Source organism: Mycobacterium sp. 852002-51152_SCH6134967, from assembly GCF_001667105.1.
Taxonomy (GTDB): domain Bacteria; phylum Actinomycetota; class Actinomycetes; order Mycobacteriales; family Mycobacteriaceae; genus Mycobacterium; species Mycobacterium neumannii_A.
Window position 1 is genome coordinate 1 of the sequence record NZ_LZIK01000016.1, and the last position, 22,284, is coordinate 22,284.

Below are 22,284 nucleotides of genomic sequence, written 5' to 3' on the forward strand. Positions count from 1 at the left end.
GATGAACGTTCGTACTGCAGTGAGCAAGGGCTTCTTGGCCGCGGCGATCTCCGGAGCGCTTGCGATGGTGCCGATGGCATTGTCCGAGTCGTCGTTGGCCACAGCCAACGCCGATTCGGTGAACTGGGACGCCATCGCCGAATGCGAGTCCGGTGGCAACTGGGCGATCAACACGGGTAACGGCCACTATGGGGGTCTGCAGTTCAAGCAGGCCACCTGGGCCGCCAACGGCGGTGTCGGCAACCCCGCGACCGCGTCGCGCGCCGAGCAGATCCGCGTTGCCGAGAATGTCCTGCGCACCCAGGGCCTGAAGGCGTGGCCGAAGTGCGGACCCCGCGGCGCGACGCCCGCCGTATGGACCACGCCGTCGGGTCCGTCCGCTCCGACCGCACGGACGATGCCTGCCTCGGCGACCGGTTGCGCTTCGATGTCGTCCAGCGGCCTGTTCGGCTTCGTCAACCCGCGTCAGATGTGCACCGCGCTGCTCAACCCGATCGGGACGATCGCCGGAGCACGCTGAACTCGTTGCCCTGCGGGTCGCTCAGCGCCCCGGGAGCCGAGTCGACGCTCCACTGCCAGCGGTTGGGAACGACACGGTCGTCGTCGACGCGGACGAACTTCCAGATGAGGTCCTCCCAACCGGCCGACCCGTAGAGCCACCGCGGCGTCCCGTCGGGACCGTCCCGCAGTTCGGCTCCCACCCGGGGCGCCCACCAGGCGGCGAGCTCTTCGGGCCGGTCGCTGTCCGTGCAGACGGCGAAGACGCGGGCGGGCGGGCCTCCTCCCGGGTCCTGCGGGAACGCGCAGAATTCGTTGCCCTCGATGTCCGCCAGCATCGTCCACCCGGTGTGCTCGGCGAGGACGCGGGCGCCGAGGTCGAGGAGCGACGCGACATCGCGGACGTAGAGGTCCACGTGGACGCGGTTCTTCACCGTCTTCGGGCAGTTCTGCGGTCGGAAGACCAACAGTCTGCGCTGGGCCTCGGCGCCGAGGACCGCGGCCCAGAAGGCGGTCATCGCCGGCGGGTCGGCCGCGTCGACGACCAGCGGGCCCAGCCGCACGGTCACACCGCGAACAAGTCACGGTCGGTCGGCAGCTTGAACGCCGACCGCGACGCCACATCGGCCAGGTGGCGGGCCACCAGGGCTTCGGGTCCCAGCACCGTCGCACGGCTCACGAGCGCACTGATCGCCGGCGGCAGATTCATGACGCGCCCGATGAACCGCGATTCGCGGACCAGCGAGCGGACCCGCGGGCGGCGGAACTTCACGAACCGCGCGAAGGCGGTGGCGACATCGTCGTCGTCATCGAGGAACCTCGCGAGGATCGCGGCGTCCTCCAGTCCCTGACAACCGCCCTGTCCGAGGTGCGGGCGCATCGGATGCGCGGCGTCACCGACCGTCACGACCGAACCCCGCGACCACTGGCGGGCCTCGTCGCGGTCGTAGAGGTCGTTGCGCAGGACGGCCTCAGGGTCGGTGGCGGCCAGGATCTCGGGGATGGGCGCGGCCCACGACGCGAACCGTTCCTGGAGGTAGGGCAGTTCACCCTGCGGCGCCGTCGTCCCCTCGGGTACGCGTTCGGTGGCGAACCAGTAGGTGTGGTCCTCTCCGAGCGGCACGTGGCCGAACTCGACCGCGGGTCCGAGCGTCTCGCCCGCGAGCTCAGGATCGATCGTGCTCTCAGCCACTCCGCGCCACGCGCTGTAGCCGACGTATTGGTTGTGCAGCGGTCCGTTGAGATGACGGGCGACCATCGAATGGGTGCCGTCGGCGCCCACGACGGCCTCGGCCTCCAGCACCGCTGAGTCGGCCAGCCTGATTCTCACGCCGTCGGCGGTCGTCGCCAGCGCCTCGGCCGCCACTCCGGCTTTCAGGGTGCCGTCGGCGAGCGCACCGGCCAGGATCGACGTCAACGCCGAGCGGCGGATGACCACGAGAGGTTCGCCGAGGGCCGTGATGAGGCGTTGCCGTTCGGGTCGCCGCAGCCAGCTGCCGTCACGCCAACGGGCCGCGCCCGCGGTGACCCGGCCGCCGGCCTGACGCACCGGGGCGCCGAGGCCGATGTCGTCGAGTGCGGCCAATGCGTTGGGCCAGATGCTGATTCCGGCGCCGGACGACGTGTCGGCGTGCTCCTCGACGAGCGTGACGTCGTGTCCGCGCTGTTGCAGCGCGACGGCGCTCGCCAGCCCGGCGATGCCTGCCCCGACAACTACGATCCGCTTCGGCATCTGTCGAACGTAGCGCGCCGAGCCCGCAGTTCGTGCAGAGAAGGCGTCCGATCGGTGTGCTACGAACGGGGCATGATCGCGACGGCCCCCGACGCCCTGTCCACCTCGTCTCGCGCCCCTTTCCACGACCTCGACGAGTACGTCGCGTTGCCCCGCCTCTCGGGGCTGGCGCTGTCGCCGGACGGAACACGATTGGTGACCACCGTCGCCCAACTCAACGACAAGAGAACCGAATACGTCAGCGCGGTCTGGGAGCTCGATCCCGCCGGTGCCCAACCGGCACGCCGACTGACGCGAGGGACCAAGGGCGAGTCGGCGCCCACGTTCGCGGCCAACGGCGATCTGCTGTTCATCGCCATCCGCCCGACCCCCGATGACGACGAGCCGCCCGCCGCGCTGTGGCGGCTCCCGTCGACCGGCGGTGAGGCGGCGCAGGTGTTGGCGCTTCCCGGCGGCGTCGAGGCGGTGCGCCCCGCCCGCGAGGAGGACGTGGTTGTGGTGCGCTCACCGCTGATGCCGTCGGCACGGACCATCGACGACGACCGTCGGCTCCGGTCCCTGCGCAAGGACAACAAGATCACCGCGATCCTGCACACCGGGTATCCGATCCGCCACTGGGACTCCGATCTCGGGCCGGGCGAGCCGCACCTGCTCGGCGTCGCGTTGACCGACGATTCCGCCCGCGGTGAGGACGTCCGCGACCTGACCCCCGCGCCGGGCGCTGCATTGCGCGACTCCGACTTCGACGTCAGTTCCGACGGGCGCTTTCTGGTCACCACGTGGCAACGGCCCGCCCCCGGCGCGTCTCGGCATTCGGTGTTGATGCGAATCGACCTCGACAGCGGCGAACGCACGGTGGTGGTGGAGGAGGCCGCCGCCGACGTGTGGAGTCCGTCCATCTCCCCGGATGGTTCGACCGTCGTCTACCTGCGCGAGACGTTCTCGACGCCCGACACCCCACCGCGAATAACGCTGGGCTCCATCCGATTCGGTGACAGTCCACGCGTGCTCACCGACGATTGGGACCGGTGGCCGGCATCGGTGACATGGCTGCGGGACGGCTCGGCGGTGATCGTCACGGCCGATCAGGACGGCAGGGCACCGGTCTTCCGTGTCGACCTCGCCGACGGCGCGGTGACCCAGCTGACCTTCGACGATTACTGCTACTCCGACGTGGTGGTCGCTGCGGGCGGTGTGCTGTTCGCGTTGCGCAGCTCCTACGCCGCGCCACCCCACCCCGTGCGCATCGACCCCGACGGCGCGATCACCGAACTCCCGTGTGCGGCGTTGCCGCCGCTGCCGGGAACGCTGACCGAACTCGAGGCGACCTCCGCCGACGGCACGCGGGTGCGTTCGTGGCTGGCGCTGCCGGCGGGTAACGGCGAGGCACCGCTGCTGTTGTGGATCCACGGCGGCCCGTTGGCCAGCTGGAACGTGTGGTCGTGGCGGTGGAATCCGTGGCTGCTGGCGGCTCGCGGGTATGCGGTGCTGCTGCCCGATCCCGGGATGTCCACCGGTTACGGGCAGGACTTCATCGCACGAGGTTGGGGCGCATGGGGCGGTGCCCCGTTCGAGGATCTGATGGCCCTCACCGACGCCGCATGCGCGCATCCGCGCATCGACGCGTCCCGCACCGCGGCGATGGGTGGATCGTTCGGCGGTTACATGGCCAACTGGGTCGCCGGCCACACCGACAGGTTCGACGCGATCGTCACCCACGCCAGCCTCTGGGCGCTCGACCAGTTCGGCGCCACCACCGACTCGTCGTACTACTGGCTACGCGAGATGACGCGCGACATGGCGCAGGCGAACTCGCCGCACCGCCACGTGGGCGACATTCGCACGCCCATGCTGGTCATCCACGGTGACAAGGACTACCGGGTGCCGATCGGCCAGGCACTGCGGCTCTGGTACGAGCTGCTGACCCACTCCGCGCTGCCCGCCGACGCCGACGGCGACAGCCCGCACCGGTTCCTGTACTTCCCGTCGGAGAACCACTGGGTGCTCACACCCCAACACGCCAAGATCTGGTACCTGGTGGTCCTCGGGTTCTTGGCCAGGCACGTGCTCGGTGAGGACGTCGAGGTGCCCGAGACGCTCGGGTAGCGTCGCGACCATGAGCGCACCGGAGCGGGAATTCGACATCGTCTTGTACGGAGCAACCGGGTTCGTCGGGAAACTCACCGCCGAATACCTGGCCAGGACGGCGCCGGACGCCCGGATCGCGCTTGCAGGTCGATCGCACGACAAGCTGATCGCGGTCCGAGACTCCCTGGGTGGCAAGGCCGCCTCCTGGGCGCTGATCACCGCGGACGCGTCGCAGCCGTCGACACTGAACGCGATGGCCGCACAAACGCGCGTGGTGGTGACCACGGTGGGGCCTTACGCGAAGTACGGTCTGCCGTTGGTCGCGGCGTGCGCGGCCGCCGGCACCGACTATGCGGACCTGACCGGTGAGTCGTTGTTCATCCGCGAGAGCATCGACCAGTACCACAAGCAGGCCGCCGACACCGGCGCCCGGATCGTGCACTCGTGCGGATTCGATTCCGTCCCATCGGATCTCACGGTGTTCGCGTTGTACCGGCGCGCGCAGCAGGACGGCGCGGGCGAACTCACCGACACCAACCTTGTGGTGCGCTCCTTCAAGGGCGGGGTCTCCGGCGGCACGGCCGCGTCGATGATCGAGGTCATGCGGGCGGCGTCGTCGGACGAAGAGGCGCGACGGGTGATGAACGACCCGTACACGCTCACCCCCGACCGCGCCGCCGAACCCGAACTGGGCGGTCAACCCGATCTGCGGTGGCGGCGGGGCGCGGAGATCGCACCGGAGCTCGACGGGTACTGGGTTGCGCCTTTCGTGATGGCCGCGGTGAACACCCGTATCGTGCGGCGCAGCAACGCATTACTCGACTACGCCTATGGTCGGCGCCTGGAGTACGGCGAACAGATGAGTATGGGCAAGTCGGTGCTCGCGCCGGTCGCATCGGCGCTGGCCGCTGCCGGCAACGTCGCGACGATGGCGCTGGGCAGCCGTTACTTCGACCGCGTGCCCAGCAAGCTGGTCGACCGGGTGCTGCCCAAACCCGGCACCGGTCCCAGCGAGAAGGTCCGCGAGAGCGGCCACTACACCGTCGAAACGTACGCGACGACCACCACGGGCACCCGGTATCGGGCCGTCATGTCGCAGAAGGGCGATCCGGGCTACAAGGCGACGGCGGTGCTGCTGGGGGAGTGTGGGCTCGCGCTGGCGCTGGACCGGGACAAGCTGTCTGACCTTCGCGGCGTGCTCACCCCCGCCGCGGCGATGGGCGACGCATTGCTCACCCGCCTACCCGCCGCCGGGGTGACGCTGGAGACGACGCGCCTGCACAGGTAGCGCACGTCACATCGCATCAGGAGCGAAAAGCCGCTCCGTTCGGGGCACTTAGCGACACCGCGCACTGCATTCCTAGAATTGCGGGGTGACCGCCAGCCCCCGATCCTCTGCCGAAGCCCTGCCCAAGTCCTGGGACCCGGCCGCAGTGGAGAGCGACCTCTACGAGGGCTGGGTCAAGGCCGGCTACTTCACTGCCGACGCGACCAGCAGCAAGCCCGCTTATTCGATCGTGCTGCCCCCGCCGAATGTCACCGGCAACCTGCACATGGGCCACGCGCTGGACCACACGCTGATGGATGCGCTGACGCGCCGCAAGCGGATGCAGGGCTACGAGGTGCTGTGGTTACCGGGCATGGATCACGCCGGCATCGCCACCCAGTCGGTCGTCGAGAAGCAACTCGCGGTCGACGGCAAGACCAAAGAGGATTTCGGCCGCGACCTGTTCGTCGACAAGGTCTGGGACTGGAAGCGGGAATCCGGCGGCACGATCGGCGCGCAGATGCGCCGCCTCGGCGACGGCGTCGATTGGAGCCGCGACCGGTTCACCATGGACGAGGGCCTGTCGCGCGCGGTGCGCACGATCTTCAAGCGACTCTTCGACGCGGGCCTGATCTACCAGGCCGAGCGACTGGTCAACTGGTCGCCGGTGCTCGAGACGGCCATCTCCGACCTCGAGGTCAAATACGAAGACATCGAGGGTGAGCTGGTGTCGTTCCGGTACGGCTCGTCCAACGACGACGAACCGCACATCGTCGTCGCCACCACCCGCGTCGAGACGATGCTGGGCGACACGGCGATCGCCGTGCACCCCGACGACGAGCGATACCGCGACCTGGTCGGAACGTCGCTGCCGCACCCGTTCATCGACCGCGACATCGTGATCGTCGCCGACGAGCACGTCGATCCCGAATTCGGCACGGGCGCCGTCAAGGTGACTCCCGCCCATGACCCAAATGACTTCGAGATCGGTCTGCGCCACCAGCTCCCGATGCCGTCCATCATGGACACCAAGGGCCGAATCGTCGGCACCGGAACGGAATTCGACGGCCAGGACCGCTTCGAGGCGCGGGTCAAGGTGCGCGAGGCGCTGGCCTCGCAAGGCCGCATCGTCGCGGAGAAGCGGCCGTACGTGCACAGCGTCGGCCACTCCGAACGCAGCGGCGAGCCGATCGAGCCGCGGCTGTCGCTGCAATGGTGGGTCAAGGTCGAGGCGCTGGCCAAGGCCGCCGGTGACGCAGTTCGCAACGGCGACACCGTGATTCACCCTCCCAGCCTCGAGCCCAGGTGGTTCGCGTGGGTGGACAACATGCACGACTGGTGCATCTCGCGCCAGCTGTGGTGGGGCCATCGCATCCCGATCTGGCACGGCCCCGACGGCCAGACCGTCTGCGTCGGGCCCGATGAGACGCCGCCCGAGGGGTGGGAGCAGGACCCCGACGTGCTCGACACCTGGTTCAGTTCGGCGCTGTGGCCGTTCTCCACCATGGGCTGGCCGGACCACACCCCCGACCTCGCCAAGTTCTATCCGACGACCGTGCTGGTCACCGGCTACGACATCCTGTTCTTCTGGGTGGCGCGGATGATGATGTTCGGCACCTTCGTCGCCGACGACCCGGCGATCACCCTCGACGGTCAGCGCGGACCTCAGGTGCCGTTCCAGAACGTCTTCCTGCACGGGCTGATTCGCGACGAGCACGGTCGCAAGATGAGCAAGTCGCGCGGTAACGGGATCGACCCGCTGGACTGGGTGGAGCTCTTCGGGGCCGATGCGCTGCGATTCACGCTGGCCCGCGGGGCGAGCCCGGGCGGTGACCTGTCCATCGGCGAGGATCACGCCCGAGCGTCACGCAACTTCGCCACCAAGCTGTTCAACGCCACCCGGTTCGCGTTGATGAACGGCGCGGCACCGGATGCACTGCCGGACGCCGCCGAGCTGACCGACGCCGACCGGTGGATCCTGGGCCGGATGGAACAGGTTCGCGCGGAGGTGGATTCGGCCTTCGACGCCTACGAGTTCAACCGCGCGTGCGAATCGCTCTACCACTTCGCCTGGGACGAGTTCTGCGACTGGTACGTCGAACTGGCCAAGGTGCAGCTCGCAGAGGACGTCACGCACACCACGGCCGTGCTCGCCGCGGTGCTGGACACGCTGCTGAAGCTGCTGCATCCGGTGATGCCGTTCGTCACCGAGGTGTTGTGGAAGACTCTGACCGGTGGCGAGTCGCTGGTGATCGCCGACTGGCCGACGCCATCGGGTTTCGAACCCGATCCGGTTGCCGCGCAACGGGTCGCGGACATGCAGAAGCTGATCACCGAGGTGCGTCGCTTCCGCAGCGATCAGGGACTCAACGACCGGCAGAAGGTTCCTGCGCGGTTGTCGGACATCGCCGGCGCGGACCTGCAGGCGCAGGTGCCCGCCGTGCGTTCGTTGGCCTGGCTGACCACCGATGGTGACGGCTTTGCCCCGACCGCGGCCATCGAGGTGCGGCTCTCGCGCGGCACCGTGACCGTCGAGGTCGACACCTCGGGCACCGTGGACGTGGCCGCCGAGCAGCGCCGGCTGGAAAAGGATCTCGCTGCGGCGCAGAAGGAACTGGCCAGTACCACAGGCAAACTCGGAAACGAGGCGTTCCTGGCGAAGGCTCCCGCAGAAGTCGTCGACAAGATCCGCGGACGCCAACAGATCGCCCAAGAGGAAGTCGACCGCATCGCCGCGAGGTTGGCCGCGCTGCGATGACCGACCCGGAGCCGGACGACCGGCCAGAGCCGGACGTGGAGCCGCTGGGGCCTCCGGATCGCGAACCCTCACCGGACGAGATCGCGGCGCTCCTGCAAGTCGAACACCTGCTCGACCAGCGTTGGCCCGAAACGAAACTCGAACCCAGCACGACGCGCATCTCGGCGCTGCTCGAACTGCTCGGCTCACCGCAGCGCGGTTACCCGTCGATCCACATCGCGGGCACCAACGGCAAGACATCCGTCGCGCGGATGGTCGATGCGCTGCTGACGGCACTGCACCGTCGCACCGGACGTACCACCAGCCCGCACCTGCAATCGGCGGTCGAGCGCATCTCGATCGACGGCAAGCCGATCAGCCCCGCGGCCTACGTCGACACTTACCGCGAGATCGAGCCGTTCGTGCACCTGGTCGATCAGCAGTCCGAGGCCGGCGTCCTGGGGAAGGCTGGACCCGCCATGAGCAAGTTCGAGGTGGTGACCGCGATGGCGTTCGCCGCCTTCGCCGATGCGCCGATCGACGTCGCCGTCGTCGAGGTCGGCCTCGGCGGTCGCTGGGACGCCACCAACGTCGTCAACGCCCCCGTCACGGTGATCACTCCGATCGGTGTCGACCACGCCGAGTACCTGGGCGACACCCTCGCCGAGATCGCCGCCGAAAAGGCCGGGATCATCGGCAAACAGGAAGACGACCTGGTGCCCACCGATACGGTCGCGATCATCGGCAGGCAGGCCCCCGAGGCGATGGAAGCGCTGCTGGCCCAGACGGTGCGCGCCGACGCGGCGGTCGCGCGCGAGGACTCGGAGTTCGCGGTGCTCGGCAGGCAGGTCGCCGTCGGCGGGCAGCTGCTCGAACTGCAGGGCCTCGGCGGCCTGTACTCCGACATCTTCCTGCCGCTGCACGGAGAACACCAGGCGCACAACGCCGCGCTCGCGCTTGCGGCCGTCGAGGCGTTCTTCGGCGCCGGGGCACAGCGCCAGCTGGACATCGACGCGGTGCGGGCGGGTTTCGCCGCGGTGACAAGCCCCGGCCGCCTGGAGAGGATGCGCAGCGCGCCAACGGTTTTCATCGATGCCGCGCACAATCCGGCCGGAGCCGCGGCGTTGGCGCAGGCACTGCAGGACGAGTTCGACTTCCGCATTCTGGTCGGCGTCGTGTCGGTGATGGGCGACAAGGACGTCGACGGCATCCTGACCGCCCTGGAACCGGTGTTCGACCAGGTGGTCGTCACGCACAACGGATCACCGCGCGCGCTCGACGTGGAGGCATTGGCGCTGGTGGCCGAACAGAGGTTCGGTCCCGAGCGGGTGGTCACCGCGGCGACGCTGCCCGACGCGATCGAGATCGCCACCGCGATCGTCGAGGAGTCGGCGATCGAGGGTGAACTGCTGGGTGGCGCGGGGATCGTGATCACCGGGTCGGTCGTCACCGCGGGAGCGGCACGCACGCTGTTCGGAAAGGATCCGCAATGACCGAACCGGCGCCGCAGCAGCCGGATCCCTGGAAGAGCTTCCGCGGGGTGATGGCGGGCACGCTGATCCTGGAAGCCATCGTCGTGCTGCTGGCGCTGCCGGTGGTGGCCAACATCGGCGGCGGGCTCACCGCGGCCACCGGCGGCTTCCTCATCGGGATGGCGGTGATCCTGGTGCTGCTGGCCGGTGTGCAGGGCAAGCCCTGGGCGATCTGGGTGAATGTGGGCCTTCAGGTCGTGCTGATCGCGGGTGTGGTCCTCGACGGGGCGATCGCCTTCGTCGGGGTGATCTTCCTGGTGGTGTGGCTGATGATCGCCTATCTGCGCGCCGAGGTCCTTCGCCGACAGAAGAGGGGACTTCTGCCTGGTCAGCAGCGTCCGCCGGAGTAGTCGATTTCGGCGGCTATTCTGTCGGCCGTGACTGAGCCGATTGAACGGACCCTCGTGTTGGTCAAGCCCGACGGCGTCAAGCGGCGTCTTGTCGGTGACATTCTTTCCCGGATCGAACGCAAAGGACTGGCGATCGCCGAGCTGAAGCTGGTGACCGTCAGCGACGAGCTGGCCCGCAGGCATTACGCCGAGCACGAGGGCAAGCCGTTCTTCGATTCGCTGCTCGCGTTCATCACATCGGGCCCGGTCGTGGCGGCGGTCGTCGAGGGTCCACGCGCCATCGCGGCGTTCCGCCAGGTCGCAGGCGGAACCGACCCCGTGGAGAAGGCGGCACCGGGCACCATCCGCGGTGACCTGGCCCTGATCACCCAGGACAACCTCGTTCACGGCTCGGATTCCCCGGAGTCCGCCGCGCGCGAGATCGACCTCTGGTTCACCGGCAAGTAGGGGTTTCGCGACCTGTCTCGCCCAGCCTGGTCGGGCGGGGCGTCGTGATGTGGGATACTCGACTCGGGTGACCGGCCGCCAACGGGGACCGGACACCCGAATGAAGACTTAGACGTGCGCGACCATCGCCACGCGTGATGCGGCGCCGACCGTCCAGCCATCATTCAGACCGGCACCGGGATGGTCCCCCAGTGGGCCGCTCGGAGCGAGACCACAACAAGCTCGGGCGAAGTCACCCGGGTCCATAGCGGAAGCCCTCGCGTGGCCGCGTCAAACACGACGCGCCCGGGGGCTTAAGGAGACTACGTGGCCGAAGATGCCCCCACCGAAGACCTATCTGAAGACACGCGAGGAGCACAGGACTCTCAGCCGGAGTCGTTGAGAGTCGATTCGCTGGCCCAGGTGCTGGGCACCACTAGCGAGCGGGTTCTCGAGGCGCTGACCGCGCTGGACGGCCGCCCTCGCACCGCCGAATCCCCCCTCGGGGAGGACGAGGCTCAACGCGTGCGCGAGGCGCTCGCTGACGCTGCCGACGCGCCGCAGACGCCCGAACCGGCGGATGCCTCCGAACCGACCAACGGAGACGAGCCGGAGTCCCGGACGATTCTGGAGACCCCCGCCGAAGAGGCGCCGCAGCGCGCTGAATACATGCCGCTGTTTGTCGCGCCGCAGCCCGTCCGCTTCGAATACGACGCCGACGCCGACGACGATGACGACGACACCGACGACGACGATGACGACGGCCAGGACAGCGAGGACGACCAGTCCGAGCGGCCCTCCGGTCGCCGTCGCCGCCGCGGTCGGCGCGGACGGGGCCGCGGTCGCGGTGAGCAGAACGGCGACGACGCCGACGGCGACGGGGACGCCGATCAGGGCGGTTCTCAGGGTTCGGACTCCGACGGCGACGACTCGGACGACTCCGACGAGGACAACGGCGACGACGAGAACACCGGCACCGATGGCGCCACCCGCCGTCGCCGTCGCCGTCGCCGTCGCAAATCGGGATCGGCGGACGACAGCGAAGCGACCTCGCCCGACGATCCGCCCAACACCGTCGTGCACGAGCGCGAACCGCGGAAGTCGACCAGAAACGACAAGTCCGGCAGCGGCGACGGCGAGATCCAGGGCATCAGCGGATCGACCCGGCTGGAGGCCAAACGGCAACGCAGGCGCGACGGCCGAGACGCAGGCAGGCGCCGCCCGCCCATCCTGAGCGAGGCCGAATTCCTGGCCAGGCGCGAGGCCGTCGAACGGATGATGGTCGTGCGCGACAAGGTCCGCACCGAACCTCCGCACGAGGGCGCCCGCTACACGCAGATCGCCGTGCTCGAGGACGGCGTCGTCGTCGAGCACTTCGTGACCTCGGCGGCGTCGGCCTCCCTGGTCGGCAACATCTACCTTGGCATCGTGCAGAACGTGCTGCCCTCGATGGAGGCGGCCTTCGTCGACATCGGGCGCGGGCGCAACGGTGTTCTCTACGCCGGAGAGGTCAACTGGGAAGCCGCCGGACTCGGCGGCGCGGCCCGCAAGATCGAACAGGCGCTCAAGCCGGGCGACTACGTCGTCGTCCAGGTCAGCAAGGACCCCGTCGGCCACAAGGGCGCCCGGTTGACGACGCAGGTGTCGTTGGCGGGTCGGTACCTGGTCTATGTGCCCGGCGCCTCGTCGACCGGCATCAGCCGCAAACTGCCCGACACGGAACGCCAGCGTCTCAAGGAGATCCTGCGTGAGGTGGTGCCGCCCGACGCCGGGGTCATCATCCGCACCGCGTCCGAGGGCGTCAAAGAAGAGGACATCCGCACCGACGTCGAACGCCTAGCCAAGCGCTGGTCCGAGATCGAGGCCAAGGCCGCCGACATCACCGCCAAGAAGGCCGGTGCGGCCGTCGCGCTCTACGAAGAGCCCGATGTGCTGGTCAAGGTGATTCGCGACCTGTTCAACGAAGACTTCACGGGCCTGACGGTCTCCGGCGACGATGCGTGGAAGACCATCAACGACTATGTGAATTCCGTTGCGCCCGAACTTCTTCCGCGGCTGACGAAATACGAGCCCGCTTCCGCCGACGGCCCCGACGTGTTCGCGGTGCACCGCATCGACGAGCAACTGACCAAGGCGATGGACCGCAAGGTGTGGCTGCCCTCGGGCGGCACGCTCGTCATCGACCGCACCGAGGCCATGACCGTCATCGACGTCAACACCGGCAAGTTCACCGGGTCGGGCGGCAACCTCGAGCAGACCGTCACCCGTAACAACCTCGAAGCGGCCGAAGAGATCGTGCGCCAGCTGAGGCTGCGCGACATCGGCGGCATCGTGGTGATCGACTTCATCGACATGGTGCTCGAGAACAACCGCGACCTGGTGCTGCGGCGGCTGACCGAGGCGCTGGCCCGGGACCGGACCCGCCATCAGGTCTCCGAGGTGACGTCGCTGGGCCTGGTCCAGTTGACGCGCAAGCGGCTCGGCACCGGTCTGGTGGAGGCGTTCTCGACCCCGTGCACACACTGCAGCGGGCGCGGAATCGTGCTGCACGGCGACCCGGTCGACTCGACGTCGAGCAGCGGACGCAAGTCCGACACCGGCGGTCGGCGCGGCAAGCGCGGAAAACGCGGCGCCAAGTCTGACGACGTCGCCGTGGCCAAGGTCCCGCCGCATCCCGCGGGCGAGCACCCGATGTTCAAGGCGATGGCGGCGGCCAACGGTCGCCATGACGCAGACGACGATGCCGCCGACGAAGACACCACCGACGATGAGCGCCGCGATCAGAAGCCCGAGGAGGTCGCCGAGACCGATTCCGAAGCCATCCGCACCGCGGTGATCGAGTCGGGCGAGGACGATATCGAGGACCTCGAGGACGAGGACTTCGACGAGACCGACTCCGATGAGGACGACGAGGACGACGAGTCCGACGACGATTCCGACGAGGACGAGGACGAGATCGACCTGGACTCCGATGACGACGAAGACGATATCGACGACGACATCGAGGTCATCGGCGCCGACGACTCCGACGACGACTCTGATGAGGACGACGACGAGGACACCGACGGCGAGGATTCGGACGAGGACGAGGACTCCGGCGACTACGACACCAGGGGGGCCGCATCTGCGGCTGTCTCGCGAGGGCGGCACCGGCGTCGCGCGGCCGCCCGGCCTGCGGGCCCGCCAACCAACGAGCGCTGATGTCGTGGCCCGGGGGGGCCGACGAGCCGTGACCTGCGGTGATTTGACCCTCATGCGGCGGCTCAAGTAGCCTTGAGCAGTTGTCGCCAGGCTGGACCATGCGAGTCGGCGGCAGTCGCAAACCCAGACCAGCGCAGCGGCAAATCGCGCGCGCCCAGTGAACGACGTAGGAGTAGTAAGACGATGGCAGCCGAGAAGGTCACGTACGCAATCGTCAAGACCGGCGGTAAGCAGTACAAGGTTGCCGTCGGCGATGTGGTGAAGGTCGAGAAGCTCGACTCCGAGCCCGGCGCCAGCGTCTCCTTGCCCGTGGCCCTCGTCGTCGACGGGTCGAAGGTGACCTCCGACGCGAAGTCGCTGGAGAAGGTCGCGGTCACGGGTGAGATCCTCGAGCACACCAAGGGCCCGAAGATCCGCATCCACAAGTTCAAGAACAAGACCGGCTACCACAAGCGGCAGGGACACCGCCAGCAGCTGACCGTCCTCAAGGTCACCGGCATCAAGTGATGAGCCGTCAGGCGACGGACAGAAAGCACTGAGGGGAACCACAGACATGGCACACAAAAAGGGCGCTTCCAGCTCGCGGAACGGTCGCGACTCCGCCGCACAGCGGCTCGGCGTCAAGCGGTTCGGCGGCCAGATCGTCAAGGCCGGCGAAATCCTGGTGCGGCAGCGGGGTACTCACTTCCATCCCGGCACCAACGTCGGCCGCGGAGGTGACGACACCCTGTTCGCCACCGCTCCCGGCGCCGTCGAGTTCGGTTCCAAGCGCGGCCGCAAGATCGTCAGCGTCGTTCGACCGGCACCGCAGGAGGCCTGACTTCCTGCCGCGAATGTGATGCTGCTAGCGACTTCCCGGCTGAAGCTGGCAGTAGCTCACACTCGTCACGGAAAGGAAGACCGATGCCTCGCTTCGTCGACCGCGTCGTGATCCACGCGCGAGCCGGCAACGGCGGCAACGGCTGCGCCTCGGTCCACCGCGAGAAGTTCAAACCGCTCGGCGGTCCCGACGGCGGCAACGGCGGTCGCGGGGGCAGCGTGATCCTGGTCGTCGACCCCCAAGTGCACACGCTGCTCGACTTCCACTTCCATCCGCACGTCGTCGCACCGTCCGGCAAGCAGGGCGCAGGCGGCAACCGGGACGGGGCCGCGGGCGCCGACCTCGAGGTGAAGGTTCCTGACGGCACGGTGGTGCTCGACGAGGACGGCCGGCTGCTCGCCGACCTCGTGGGCGCCGGCACCCGCTTCGAAGCGGCCGCCGGTGGCCGCGGCGGCCTGGGCAATGCCGCGCTGGCATCGCGCGCACGTAAGGCTCCCGGCTTCGCGCTGCTGGGGGAGAAGGGTCAGGTCCGCGACCTGACGCTGGAGCTCAAGACCGTCGCCGACGTCGGGCTCGTCGGCTTCCCGTCCGCAGGCAAGTCCTCCCTGGTGTCGGTGATCTCGGCGGCCAAACCGAAGATCGCCGACTATCCGTTCACGACGCTGGCGCCCAACCTCGGCGTGGTGTCCGCGGGCGGCAACACCTTCACCGTCGCCGACGTGCCCGGCCTCATCCCCGGCGCCTCGCAGGGGCGCGGACTGGGACTGGACTTCCTGCGGCACATCGAGCGTTGCGCGGTGCTGGTGCACGTCGTCGACTGCGCGACGATGGAGCCTGGCCGCGACCCGGTATCCGATATCGACGCGCTGGAGGCCGAACTCGCCGCGTACACGCCGACACTGCAAGGCGATTCGACGCTGGGCGACCTCGCCGAGCGTCCGCGTGCGGTGGTGCTGAACAAGATCGACGTGCCCGATGCCCGCGAGCTGGCCGAATTCGTGCGCGAGGAGATCGTGCGCCGCTACGGCTGGCCGGTGTTCGAGGTGTCCACCGTGACCCGGGAAGGGTTGCGGCAGTTGACCTTCGCGTTGTGGGAGATGGTCTCGGCGTACCGCGAAGCGCAACCGCCGGTCGTGCCGCGCCGACCCGTCATCCGTCCCGTGCCCGTGGACGAGAGCGGTTTCACCGTCGAGCCGGATGGGCACGGCGGCTTCGTCGTGCATGGTGTCCGGCCCGAACGGTGGGTCGCCCAAACCGATTTCGACAACGACGAGGCCGTCGGCTACCTCGGTGACCGGCTGGCCCGCCTGGGTGTCGAGGATGAGCTGTTGAAGCTGGGCGCGCGGCCCGGATGCGCGGTGACCATCGGTGAGGTCACCTTCGATTGGGAGCCGCAGACACCCGCCGGCGTCGACGTGCCGATGTCGGGCCGCGGCACGGATCAGCGGCTCGAGCAGACCGATCGCGTCGGGGCCGCCGAGCGTAAGGCCGCGCGGCGGGAACGGCGGCGCCCCGGCGGCGAGTCATGACCGCCTCCGCGCGCCCCGATGAGTCGGCGCACCGGGCGGCGGTGCGCACCGCGCGCAGCGTCGTCGTCAAGATCGGTACCACCGCGCTGACCACGCCGACCGGAGTGTTTGACGCCAGTAGGCTCGCGGTGCTGGTCGAGGCCATCGAGAACCGGATGCGGGCAGGCTCGGATGTGGTGATCGTGTCGTCGGGGGCCATCGCGGCGGGCATCGAACCGCTGCGGCTGTCGAGACGGCCCGCCGACCTGGCCACCAAACAGGCCGCCGCCAGCGTCGGCCAGGTGGCTCTGGTCAACGCGTGGAGCGCGGCCTTCGCGCGTTATGAGCGCACCGTCGGACAGGTCCTGCTGACCGCGCACGACATCTCGATGCGAGTCCAGCACACCAACGCCCAGCGCACGCTCGACCGTTTGCGAGCGCTGCACGCGGTGGCGATCGTCAACGAGAACGACACCGTGGCCACCAACGAGATCAGGTTCGGCGACAACGACCGACTCTCGGCGCTGGTCGCGCATCTGGTCGGCGCCGACGCGCTGATTCTGCTGTCCGACATCGACGGGCTCTACGATTCGGATCCGCGAAGGGGTAACGCGCGCTTCATCGCCGAAGTGGCGCAGCCGGAGGACCTCGACGGCGTGGTGGCCGGCAGAGGCAGCCATCTGGGCACCGGAGGGATGGCGTCGAAGCTGTCGTCGGCGTTACTGGCCGCCGACGCCGGGGTGCCGGTGTTGTTGGCCGCGGCCTCGGATGCGGCGACCGCGTTGGCCGACGCGTCCGTCGGAACGGTGTTCGCGCCGCGGCCCGAACGGATGTCGGCGCGCCGGTTCTGGGTGCGCTACGCAGCCGAGGCCGCGGGCGCGCTGACGCTCGACGACGGTGCGGTGCGCGCGGTGGTCACACAGCGGCGCTCGCTGCTGGCCGCCGGTATCACCGCGGTGTCGGGGCGCTTCTACGGCGGCGACGTCGTCGAGTTGCGGGCGCAGGACGGGACGATGGTCGCGCGCGGCGTCGTCGCCTACGACCGCGGTGAGTTGGCCACGATGCTGGGCCGGTCGACGTCGGATCTGTCTCCGGAGCTGCGCCGGCCCGCGGTACACGCCGACGACCTGGTGGCCGTCTAAGCCGGTGCGCTAGCGATCACCCAGCGATCGGATGCGCGCCGAGATTCCCTCGAGCATCGCCTTGATCTGGTCGGCGCGCTCGTCGGCGCTTTCCATCACGTCGTCGTCGGCCGGTTGCACCGTCACGCCGTTGGCCTTCGCGGTCGCCTCGAAGCATTCGCGGACCACCGGATCGGCGAGGATCACCGCCGCCAGCATTCCCGGTGTGAGCTCGCGGGTGCGCAACAGGCCCTCGTAGCGCACCTCCGCCGGGATCCGGATCTCCAGCGCGCCGCCTTCGAGTTGCTGCTTGGCCGCGGCCAGCAGAACCGTCAGCGCAGCGCGCGAGACCACTCCGAGCACCTTGTGCCGGAACGGAAACCACGGCAGCGGCAGCTTATCGATCTGCTTGTCCACTCCGCCGGTGAACAGGTACTCGATCAGGCTGCGGGTGCGGACCTCTTCGACCTCCGCCCATTCCACGGTGTCCCCGTCGAATTCGACCCCGTCCTCGCTGATGGCCACGCCGCCGAAGTGGTTGAGCTTGCGCACCAGCCACCGGAGTTTGTCGGGTGTGAGCGAGTGCTCGGCGATCACGTCGCCGATGCCCAGTGCCCATCGGCCGGTGACCGGCCCGGGATCAGGCCGATGCCGGTCGATCAGCTCACGGAGCCACGAGGCCTCCTCGGAGGTCTGGGTCACGCCGTCATTCCTGTCGACGTCGCGAAGGCGGGCAGCTCGTCGGCCAACAACGCCAGCATGGGCGAGCACCCGTTGTCGATCTTGACCGTCGCCAGCGCATCGCCGCGGGTGGGTCCGCGGTTGATGATCGCGATCGGCATACCCGCCGCCGCGGCGTGGCGCACGAACCGGTAACCCGAGTACACCGTCAGCGACGACCCCGCGACCAGTAGGACATCGGACGCATCGACCATCGAATAGGCTTGAGCCACCCGCTCTTTCGGGACGCTCTCGCCGAAGTAGACGATGTCGGGTTTGAGCATCCCGCCGCAATGCGGGCAGTCGACGACGCAGAACGACGTGGTGTCGCCGACGACGGCATCGGCGTCCGGGGCGACCGCGATGCCGCCCACCGACTCGGCGACCCGCTGGGCGAAGCCCGGATTGGCCGCCTCCAGCAGATCGGCCAGGGCGGCGCGGCTCATCGTATGCGCACAGTCGAGGCAGATCACCTGCGCGTAGGTGCCGTGGAGGTTGACGACGTTGTGGCTGCCCGCCTTGCTGTGCAGCAGGTCGACGTTCTGGGTGATCAGCGCCGACACCGCACCCGCGGCCTCGAGCGCGGCGAGGGCCCGATGGCCGGCGTTGGGCAGCGTGGCATCCATATGACGCCAGCCGAGGTGGTTGCGCGCCCAGTACCGCTGCCGGAACACGGGGTCGGAGGTGAACTGGCGGATCGTCATGGGGTTGCTCGGCGGCGAGTCCGGGCCGCGGTAGTCGGGGATTCCCGAGTCGGTGGACATCCCCGCGCCGGTGAGCACCGCGATCCGCCGGTCGCGCAGCAGGGCGACGAGTTCGGGTGCGTCCACCTGGTCGAGGGTAGTCAGTTCGGCAGCGCTTCGGCCTCACCGCGTGCTAACGGGTTGATTGCACGCAGCGGGTGCGTGCGATCAACCCCTTAGTGCAGTGCGATCGTGTCTGCCGTTGCTCATCGCTGGGTCGGGCAGGCTTCGACGGGGACGGGCATGGTCAGCTCGCCGAACTTCTGAAAACGGAAGGTCACGTCGACGTTGGAGGCGGGCCGAACGGTTTGGGTGATGCCGTCGAGGGTGACGGTGAGCGGCCGGCGCGGTTCGACTGGTTGACCGGTGGCAACCGCGGTACCCGCGTGGATCTCGATCGGAGGGCTCGGTTCGATGCGGGTGGCCTCGGCGGCCGTCGTCGTGATCGCCTCCAGCCGTTCGGTGTCCGCCGGTCGATTGTTGGTGATGGTGAACCGCAACTGTGCGGTGTCGCCGACCTGGATCTCGCACGATCCGGGTAAGTAGCGCGGTACGACGAAAGCGTTCTCGACGGTGGTCTCCGACGTCTGCGAACCGGACCCACGATTGCTGGATTCGCCAGTGGTGAAGCTGCCGCAGCCGGCCAGCAGGAACGTCACGAGCATGGCCGTCGTAAGGGGAGCGGGCTTGGACCGTTTAACTTTCATCATCGAAGCGGGTGCTACCCGCTGCCCGCGGCGCCAAACGTCGACCGATACCCGGTTTGCGTCGGTGCCGCCGGCGTGCGGCGTGGTCGCGCTGGTCAACACCGCCCGCGAGCCGACCGGCGTCAGGACCGACACATCGGCGCGCGGCTTCGAGCATGACCTCGCGTCCGACTGATCACTGCAAACACTTTGCCGCTGGCGTGATTTCGGCGCTCATATTGCTTTTCATCATGGTCAGTGCCGCGTCGCTGAGCTCGGGGTCGATGTGGGCTACGGCGTCCGGTGGCACCACGACGGGGAAGTGCCGGACATAGGCGTCCAGCGCGGTGTAGAGGATGCATTGCTCGGTGACCTGGCCGGTGAGGATGACCCGCTCAGGTTTCAACTGCCCCAGCAGGTATGCCAGCGCCGTGGCGTAGAAGGCGCTGTGACGCACCTTCGTCATCAGGCGGCAGCCCTTCTGCGGGACGATCGGCTCGACCAGGTCCGGGCGCTCACCCTGCAGCGCCGACTGCACGATGTCGCTGAACTCCGCGGTGAAATCGCCGTAGTTGTCGTTGACGTAGATGAGGTCGACATCGTCGCGGTCACGGGCCTCGGCCACGAGCGCCGCAAGGGGATCGATGATCTCGGCGACGTGTGGGATCAGCTTCTCGGCGTCGGGATGGCGGTAGGTGTTCATCATGTCGATGACCAGCACTGCGGTGTCACTCATGGGGACTTGCATACCCCGTTCCGTTTTCGGGCAACAATGAGGCATGGATTTCTACTCGGCGTACCGGCACGGCTTCGTCCGCGTCGCAGCATGCACGCACCACACGACGCTCGCCGATCCGCGGGCCAATGCCGAGTCGGTGCTGCGGATGGCGCGTGCCTGCCACGACGACAACGTCGCGCTCGCGGTCTTCCCGGAGCTGACGCTGTCGGGATATTCCATCGAGGACATCGTGATGCAGGACGCCCTGCTGGATGCGGTCGAGGACGCGGTGCTCGACATCGTCGTCGCCTCCGCGGACCTGATGCCGGTCCTGGTGATCGGCGCTCCGCTGCGCTATCGGCACAGGATCTACAACACGGCCACCGTGATCCACCGCGGCCGCGTGCTCGGCGTGGCGCCCAAGTCCTACCTGCCGACGTATCGCGAGTTCTACGAGCGCAGGCAGATGGCCCCCGGCGACGACGTGCGCGGCGCAATCCGAATGGGCCGCGGAGGCGAGTGGGCCGACGTGCCGTTCGGGCCCGACTTGTTGTTCACCGCGACCGACGTCCCCGGTTTCGTGTTGCACGTCGAGATCTGCGAGGACATGTTCGTGCCGATCCCGCCGAGCGCGTCGGCGGCGCTGGCCGGCGCGACGGTGCTGGCGAACCTGTCCGGAAGCCCGATAACGATCGGACGCTCCGAAGACCGCTGCCTGCTGGCCCGCTCGGCGTCGGCGCGCTGCCTGGCCGCCTATGTGTACGCCGCGGCGGGAGAGGGCGAGTCGACGACCGACCTGGCCTGGGACGGGCAGACGATGATTTGGGAGAACGGCGAATGCCTTGCGCAGTCCGAGCGCTTCCCGAAGGGTGAACGCCGATCCGTCGCCGACGTCGATCTGGAATTGCTGCGATCCGAACGCATCCGGATGGGCACCTTCGACGACAACCGCAGGCACCACGCGGCATCGACGGACACCTACCGGCGGGTGGAGTTCCAGCTCGATCCGCCGACCGGCGACGTCGGGTTGCTCCGCCACATCGAGCGTTTTCCGTTCGTGCCGTCGGATCCCGAACGGCTGGAACAGGATTGCTATGAGGCCTACAGCATCCAGGTGGCCGGGCTCGAACAGCGTCTACGCGCGCTGGATTTCCCCAAGATCGTGCTCGGTGTGTCCGGAGGTCTGGACTCGACGCATGCTTTGATCGTCGCCGCCCGGGCGATGGATCGCGAACAGCGCCCCCGCAGCGACATTCTCGCGTTCACCATGCCCGGATTCGCGACCGGTGAGCGGACCAAGGGCAACGCTGAGCGGTTGGCCGAGGCGCTGGGGGTGACGTTCACCGAACTCGACATCAGCTCCACGGCGGAGTTGATGCTCACCAACATCGACCACCCGTTCGGCCGCGGGGAGAAGGTCTACGACGTCACATTCGAGAACGTGCAGGCGGGGCTGCGCACCGATTACCTGTTCCGCCTTGCCAACCAGCGCGGAGGAATCGTGTTGGGCACCGGCGACCTGTCGGAACTCGCGCTGGGGTGGTCGACGTACGGCGTGGGCGACCAGATGTCGCACTACAACGTCAATGGCGGTGTTCCGAAGACGTTGATTCAGCACCTGATTCGCTGGGTGATCGCCTCCAAGGAGTTCGATGACAGGGTCAACGAGGTGTTGCAGTCGGTGCTCGACACCGAGATCTCGCCCGAACTGGTGCCCGCGGGGGAGGACGAGGAGATCCAGAGCAGCGAGTCCAAGGTAGGACCCTATGTGCTGCAGGACTTTTCGCTGTTCCAGGTGCTGCGCTTCGGGTTCCGGCCCTCAAAGGTCGCGTTCCTGGCCTGGCACGCATGGAGCGATCCGCAGCGCGGCGAGTGGCCGACCGGATACCCCGAGTCGAAGCGGCCGTCGTACTCGCTCAAGGAGATCCGGCACTGGCTGCAGGTGTTCGCCCAGCGCTACTACTCGTTCGCCCAGTTCAAGCGGTCGGCTCTGCCGAACGGACCCAAGGTGTCACACGGCGGATCGCTCTCGCCGCGGGGCGACTGGCGGGCGCCGTCGGACATGTCCGCACGCACCTGGCTCGACGAGATCGAGCGCGAAATCCCTGAGGAGTGACTTCGGGTTTGGCGCCTCAGC

At 68.4% G+C, this 22,284-nt stretch carries 18 protein-coding genes and 1 pseudogene; 13 read left to right on the forward strand and 6 right to left on the reverse strand.

Features of this window, described 5'->3' with window-relative positions; translation table 11 throughout:
* Positions 1-109: 109 nt before the first annotated feature.
* A pseudogene (locus A5790_RS04685) lies at positions 110-340 on the forward strand (transglycosylase family protein); the annotation flags it as partial.
* 145 nt (positions 341-485) lie between these two features.
* Here A5790_RS04685 and A5790_RS04690 read toward each other — a convergent pair.
* Positions 486-1,067, reverse strand: coding sequence for a VOC family protein (locus A5790_RS04690; protein WP_066841638.1), 582 nt, complete (start codon positions 1,065-1,067; stop codon positions 486-488).
* A complete protein-coding gene (locus A5790_RS04695; RefSeq protein ID WP_066841639.1) occupies positions 1,064-2,230 on the reverse strand; it encodes an FAD-dependent oxidoreductase in 1,167 nt (388 codons plus the stop codon). The genes A5790_RS04690 and A5790_RS04695 overlap by 4 nt, the downstream gene beginning before the upstream one ends.
* Before the next feature lie 72 nt (positions 2,231-2,302).
* Here A5790_RS04695 and A5790_RS04700 point away from each other — a divergent pair, with 72 nt between their 5' ends.
* From A5790_RS04700 to proB, 11 genes are all read left to right on the forward strand, one after another.
* Positions 2,303-4,336: a S9 family peptidase gene (locus A5790_RS04700; RefSeq protein WP_066841640.1), complete on the forward strand. Its 2,034-nt coding sequence runs from the start codon at positions 2,303-2,305 to the stop codon at positions 4,334-4,336.
* 10 nt (positions 4,337-4,346) lie between these two features.
* The gene (locus A5790_RS04705) at positions 4,347-5,606 is read left to right on the forward strand and encodes a trans-acting enoyl reductase family protein (RefSeq protein ID WP_064396853.1); all 1,260 of its coding nucleotides are present in this window, start codon (positions 4,347-4,349) and stop codon (positions 5,604-5,606) included.
* 85 nt (positions 5,607-5,691) lie between these two features.
* A complete protein-coding gene (locus A5790_RS04710) occupies positions 5,692-8,343 on the forward strand; it encodes a valine--tRNA ligase (RefSeq protein ID WP_066841641.1) in 2,652 nt (883 codons plus the stop codon).
* Positions 8,340-9,815: a folylpolyglutamate synthase/dihydrofolate synthase family protein gene (locus A5790_RS04715; protein ID WP_082961579.1), complete on the forward strand. Its 1,476-nt coding sequence runs from the start codon at positions 8,340-8,342 to the stop codon at positions 9,813-9,815. Before A5790_RS04710 ends, A5790_RS04715 begins: the two co-directional genes overlap by 4 nt.
* On the forward strand, positions 9,812-10,204 hold the full coding sequence (locus tag A5790_RS04720; protein WP_066841642.1) for a DUF4233 domain-containing protein: 393 nt from the start codon (positions 9,812-9,814) through the stop codon (positions 10,202-10,204). Before A5790_RS04715 ends, A5790_RS04720 begins: the two co-directional genes overlap by 4 nt.
* 39 nt (positions 10,205-10,243) lie before the next feature.
* Complete coding sequence (gene ndk / locus A5790_RS04725; protein ID WP_066841800.1) at positions 10,244-10,651, forward strand: nucleoside-diphosphate kinase; 408 nt, start codon at positions 10,244-10,246, stop codon at positions 10,649-10,651.
* Positions 10,652-10,957: 306 nt separating this feature from the next.
* Positions 10,958-13,831, forward strand: a complete 2,874-nt coding sequence (locus tag A5790_RS04730) for an Rne/Rng family ribonuclease (protein WP_066841643.1) — start codon at positions 10,958-10,960, stop codon at positions 13,829-13,831.
* A gap of 183 nt (positions 13,832-14,014) precedes the next feature.
* Complete coding sequence (rplU, locus tag A5790_RS04735; RefSeq protein ID WP_066841644.1) at positions 14,015-14,338, forward strand: 50S ribosomal protein L21; 324 nt, start codon at positions 14,015-14,017, stop codon at positions 14,336-14,338.
* A gap of 46 nt (positions 14,339-14,384) precedes the next feature.
* On the forward strand, positions 14,385-14,651 hold the full coding sequence (gene rpmA, locus A5790_RS04740; RefSeq protein WP_064396842.1) for a 50S ribosomal protein L27: 267 nt from the start codon (positions 14,385-14,387) through the stop codon (positions 14,649-14,651).
* A gap of 83 nt (positions 14,652-14,734) precedes the next feature.
* Positions 14,735-16,180, forward strand: coding sequence for a GTPase ObgE (gene obgE / locus A5790_RS04745; RefSeq protein WP_064396840.1), 1,446 nt, complete (start codon positions 14,735-14,737; stop codon positions 16,178-16,180).
* A complete protein-coding gene (proB, locus tag A5790_RS04750) occupies positions 16,177-17,301 on the forward strand; it encodes a glutamate 5-kinase (RefSeq protein ID WP_066841645.1) in 1,125 nt (374 codons plus the stop codon). The genes obgE and proB overlap by 4 nt, the downstream gene beginning before the upstream one ends.
* A 9-nt stretch (positions 17,302-17,310) precedes the next feature.
* Here proB and A5790_RS04755 read toward each other — a convergent pair whose 3' ends face one another.
* The 4 genes from A5790_RS04755 to A5790_RS04770 all read right to left on the reverse strand — a co-directional run bounded on the left by A5790_RS04755 (position 17,311) and on the right by A5790_RS04770 (position 20,165).
* Positions 17,311-17,982, reverse strand: a complete 672-nt coding sequence (locus tag A5790_RS04755) for a hypothetical protein (RefSeq protein ID WP_156656305.1) — start codon at positions 17,980-17,982, stop codon at positions 17,311-17,313.
* Positions 17,979-18,830 carry an NAD-dependent protein deacetylase gene (locus A5790_RS04760; RefSeq protein ID WP_066841646.1) on the reverse strand — a complete coding sequence of 284 codons (852 nt, stop codon included), beginning with the start codon at positions 18,828-18,830 and terminating at the stop codon, positions 17,979-17,981. Before A5790_RS04760 ends, A5790_RS04755 begins: the two co-directional genes overlap by 4 nt.
* A gap of 119 nt (positions 18,831-18,949) precedes the next feature.
* A complete protein-coding gene (locus tag A5790_RS04765) occupies positions 18,950-19,453 on the reverse strand; it encodes a hypothetical protein (RefSeq protein WP_066841647.1) in 504 nt (167 codons plus the stop codon).
* A gap of 172 nt (positions 19,454-19,625) precedes the next feature.
* Complete coding sequence (locus A5790_RS04770; RefSeq protein ID WP_064396824.1) at positions 19,626-20,165, reverse strand: cysteine hydrolase family protein; 540 nt, start codon at positions 20,163-20,165, stop codon at positions 19,626-19,628.
* 43 nt (positions 20,166-20,208) lie between these two features.
* On the opposite strand from A5790_RS04770, the gene A5790_RS04775 reads away from it, so the two are divergent.
* On the forward strand, positions 20,209-22,263 hold the full coding sequence (locus tag A5790_RS04775; RefSeq protein WP_066841648.1) for an NAD(+) synthase: 2,055 nt from the start codon (positions 20,209-20,211) through the stop codon (positions 22,261-22,263).
* Positions 22,264-22,284 lie beyond the last annotated feature (21 nt).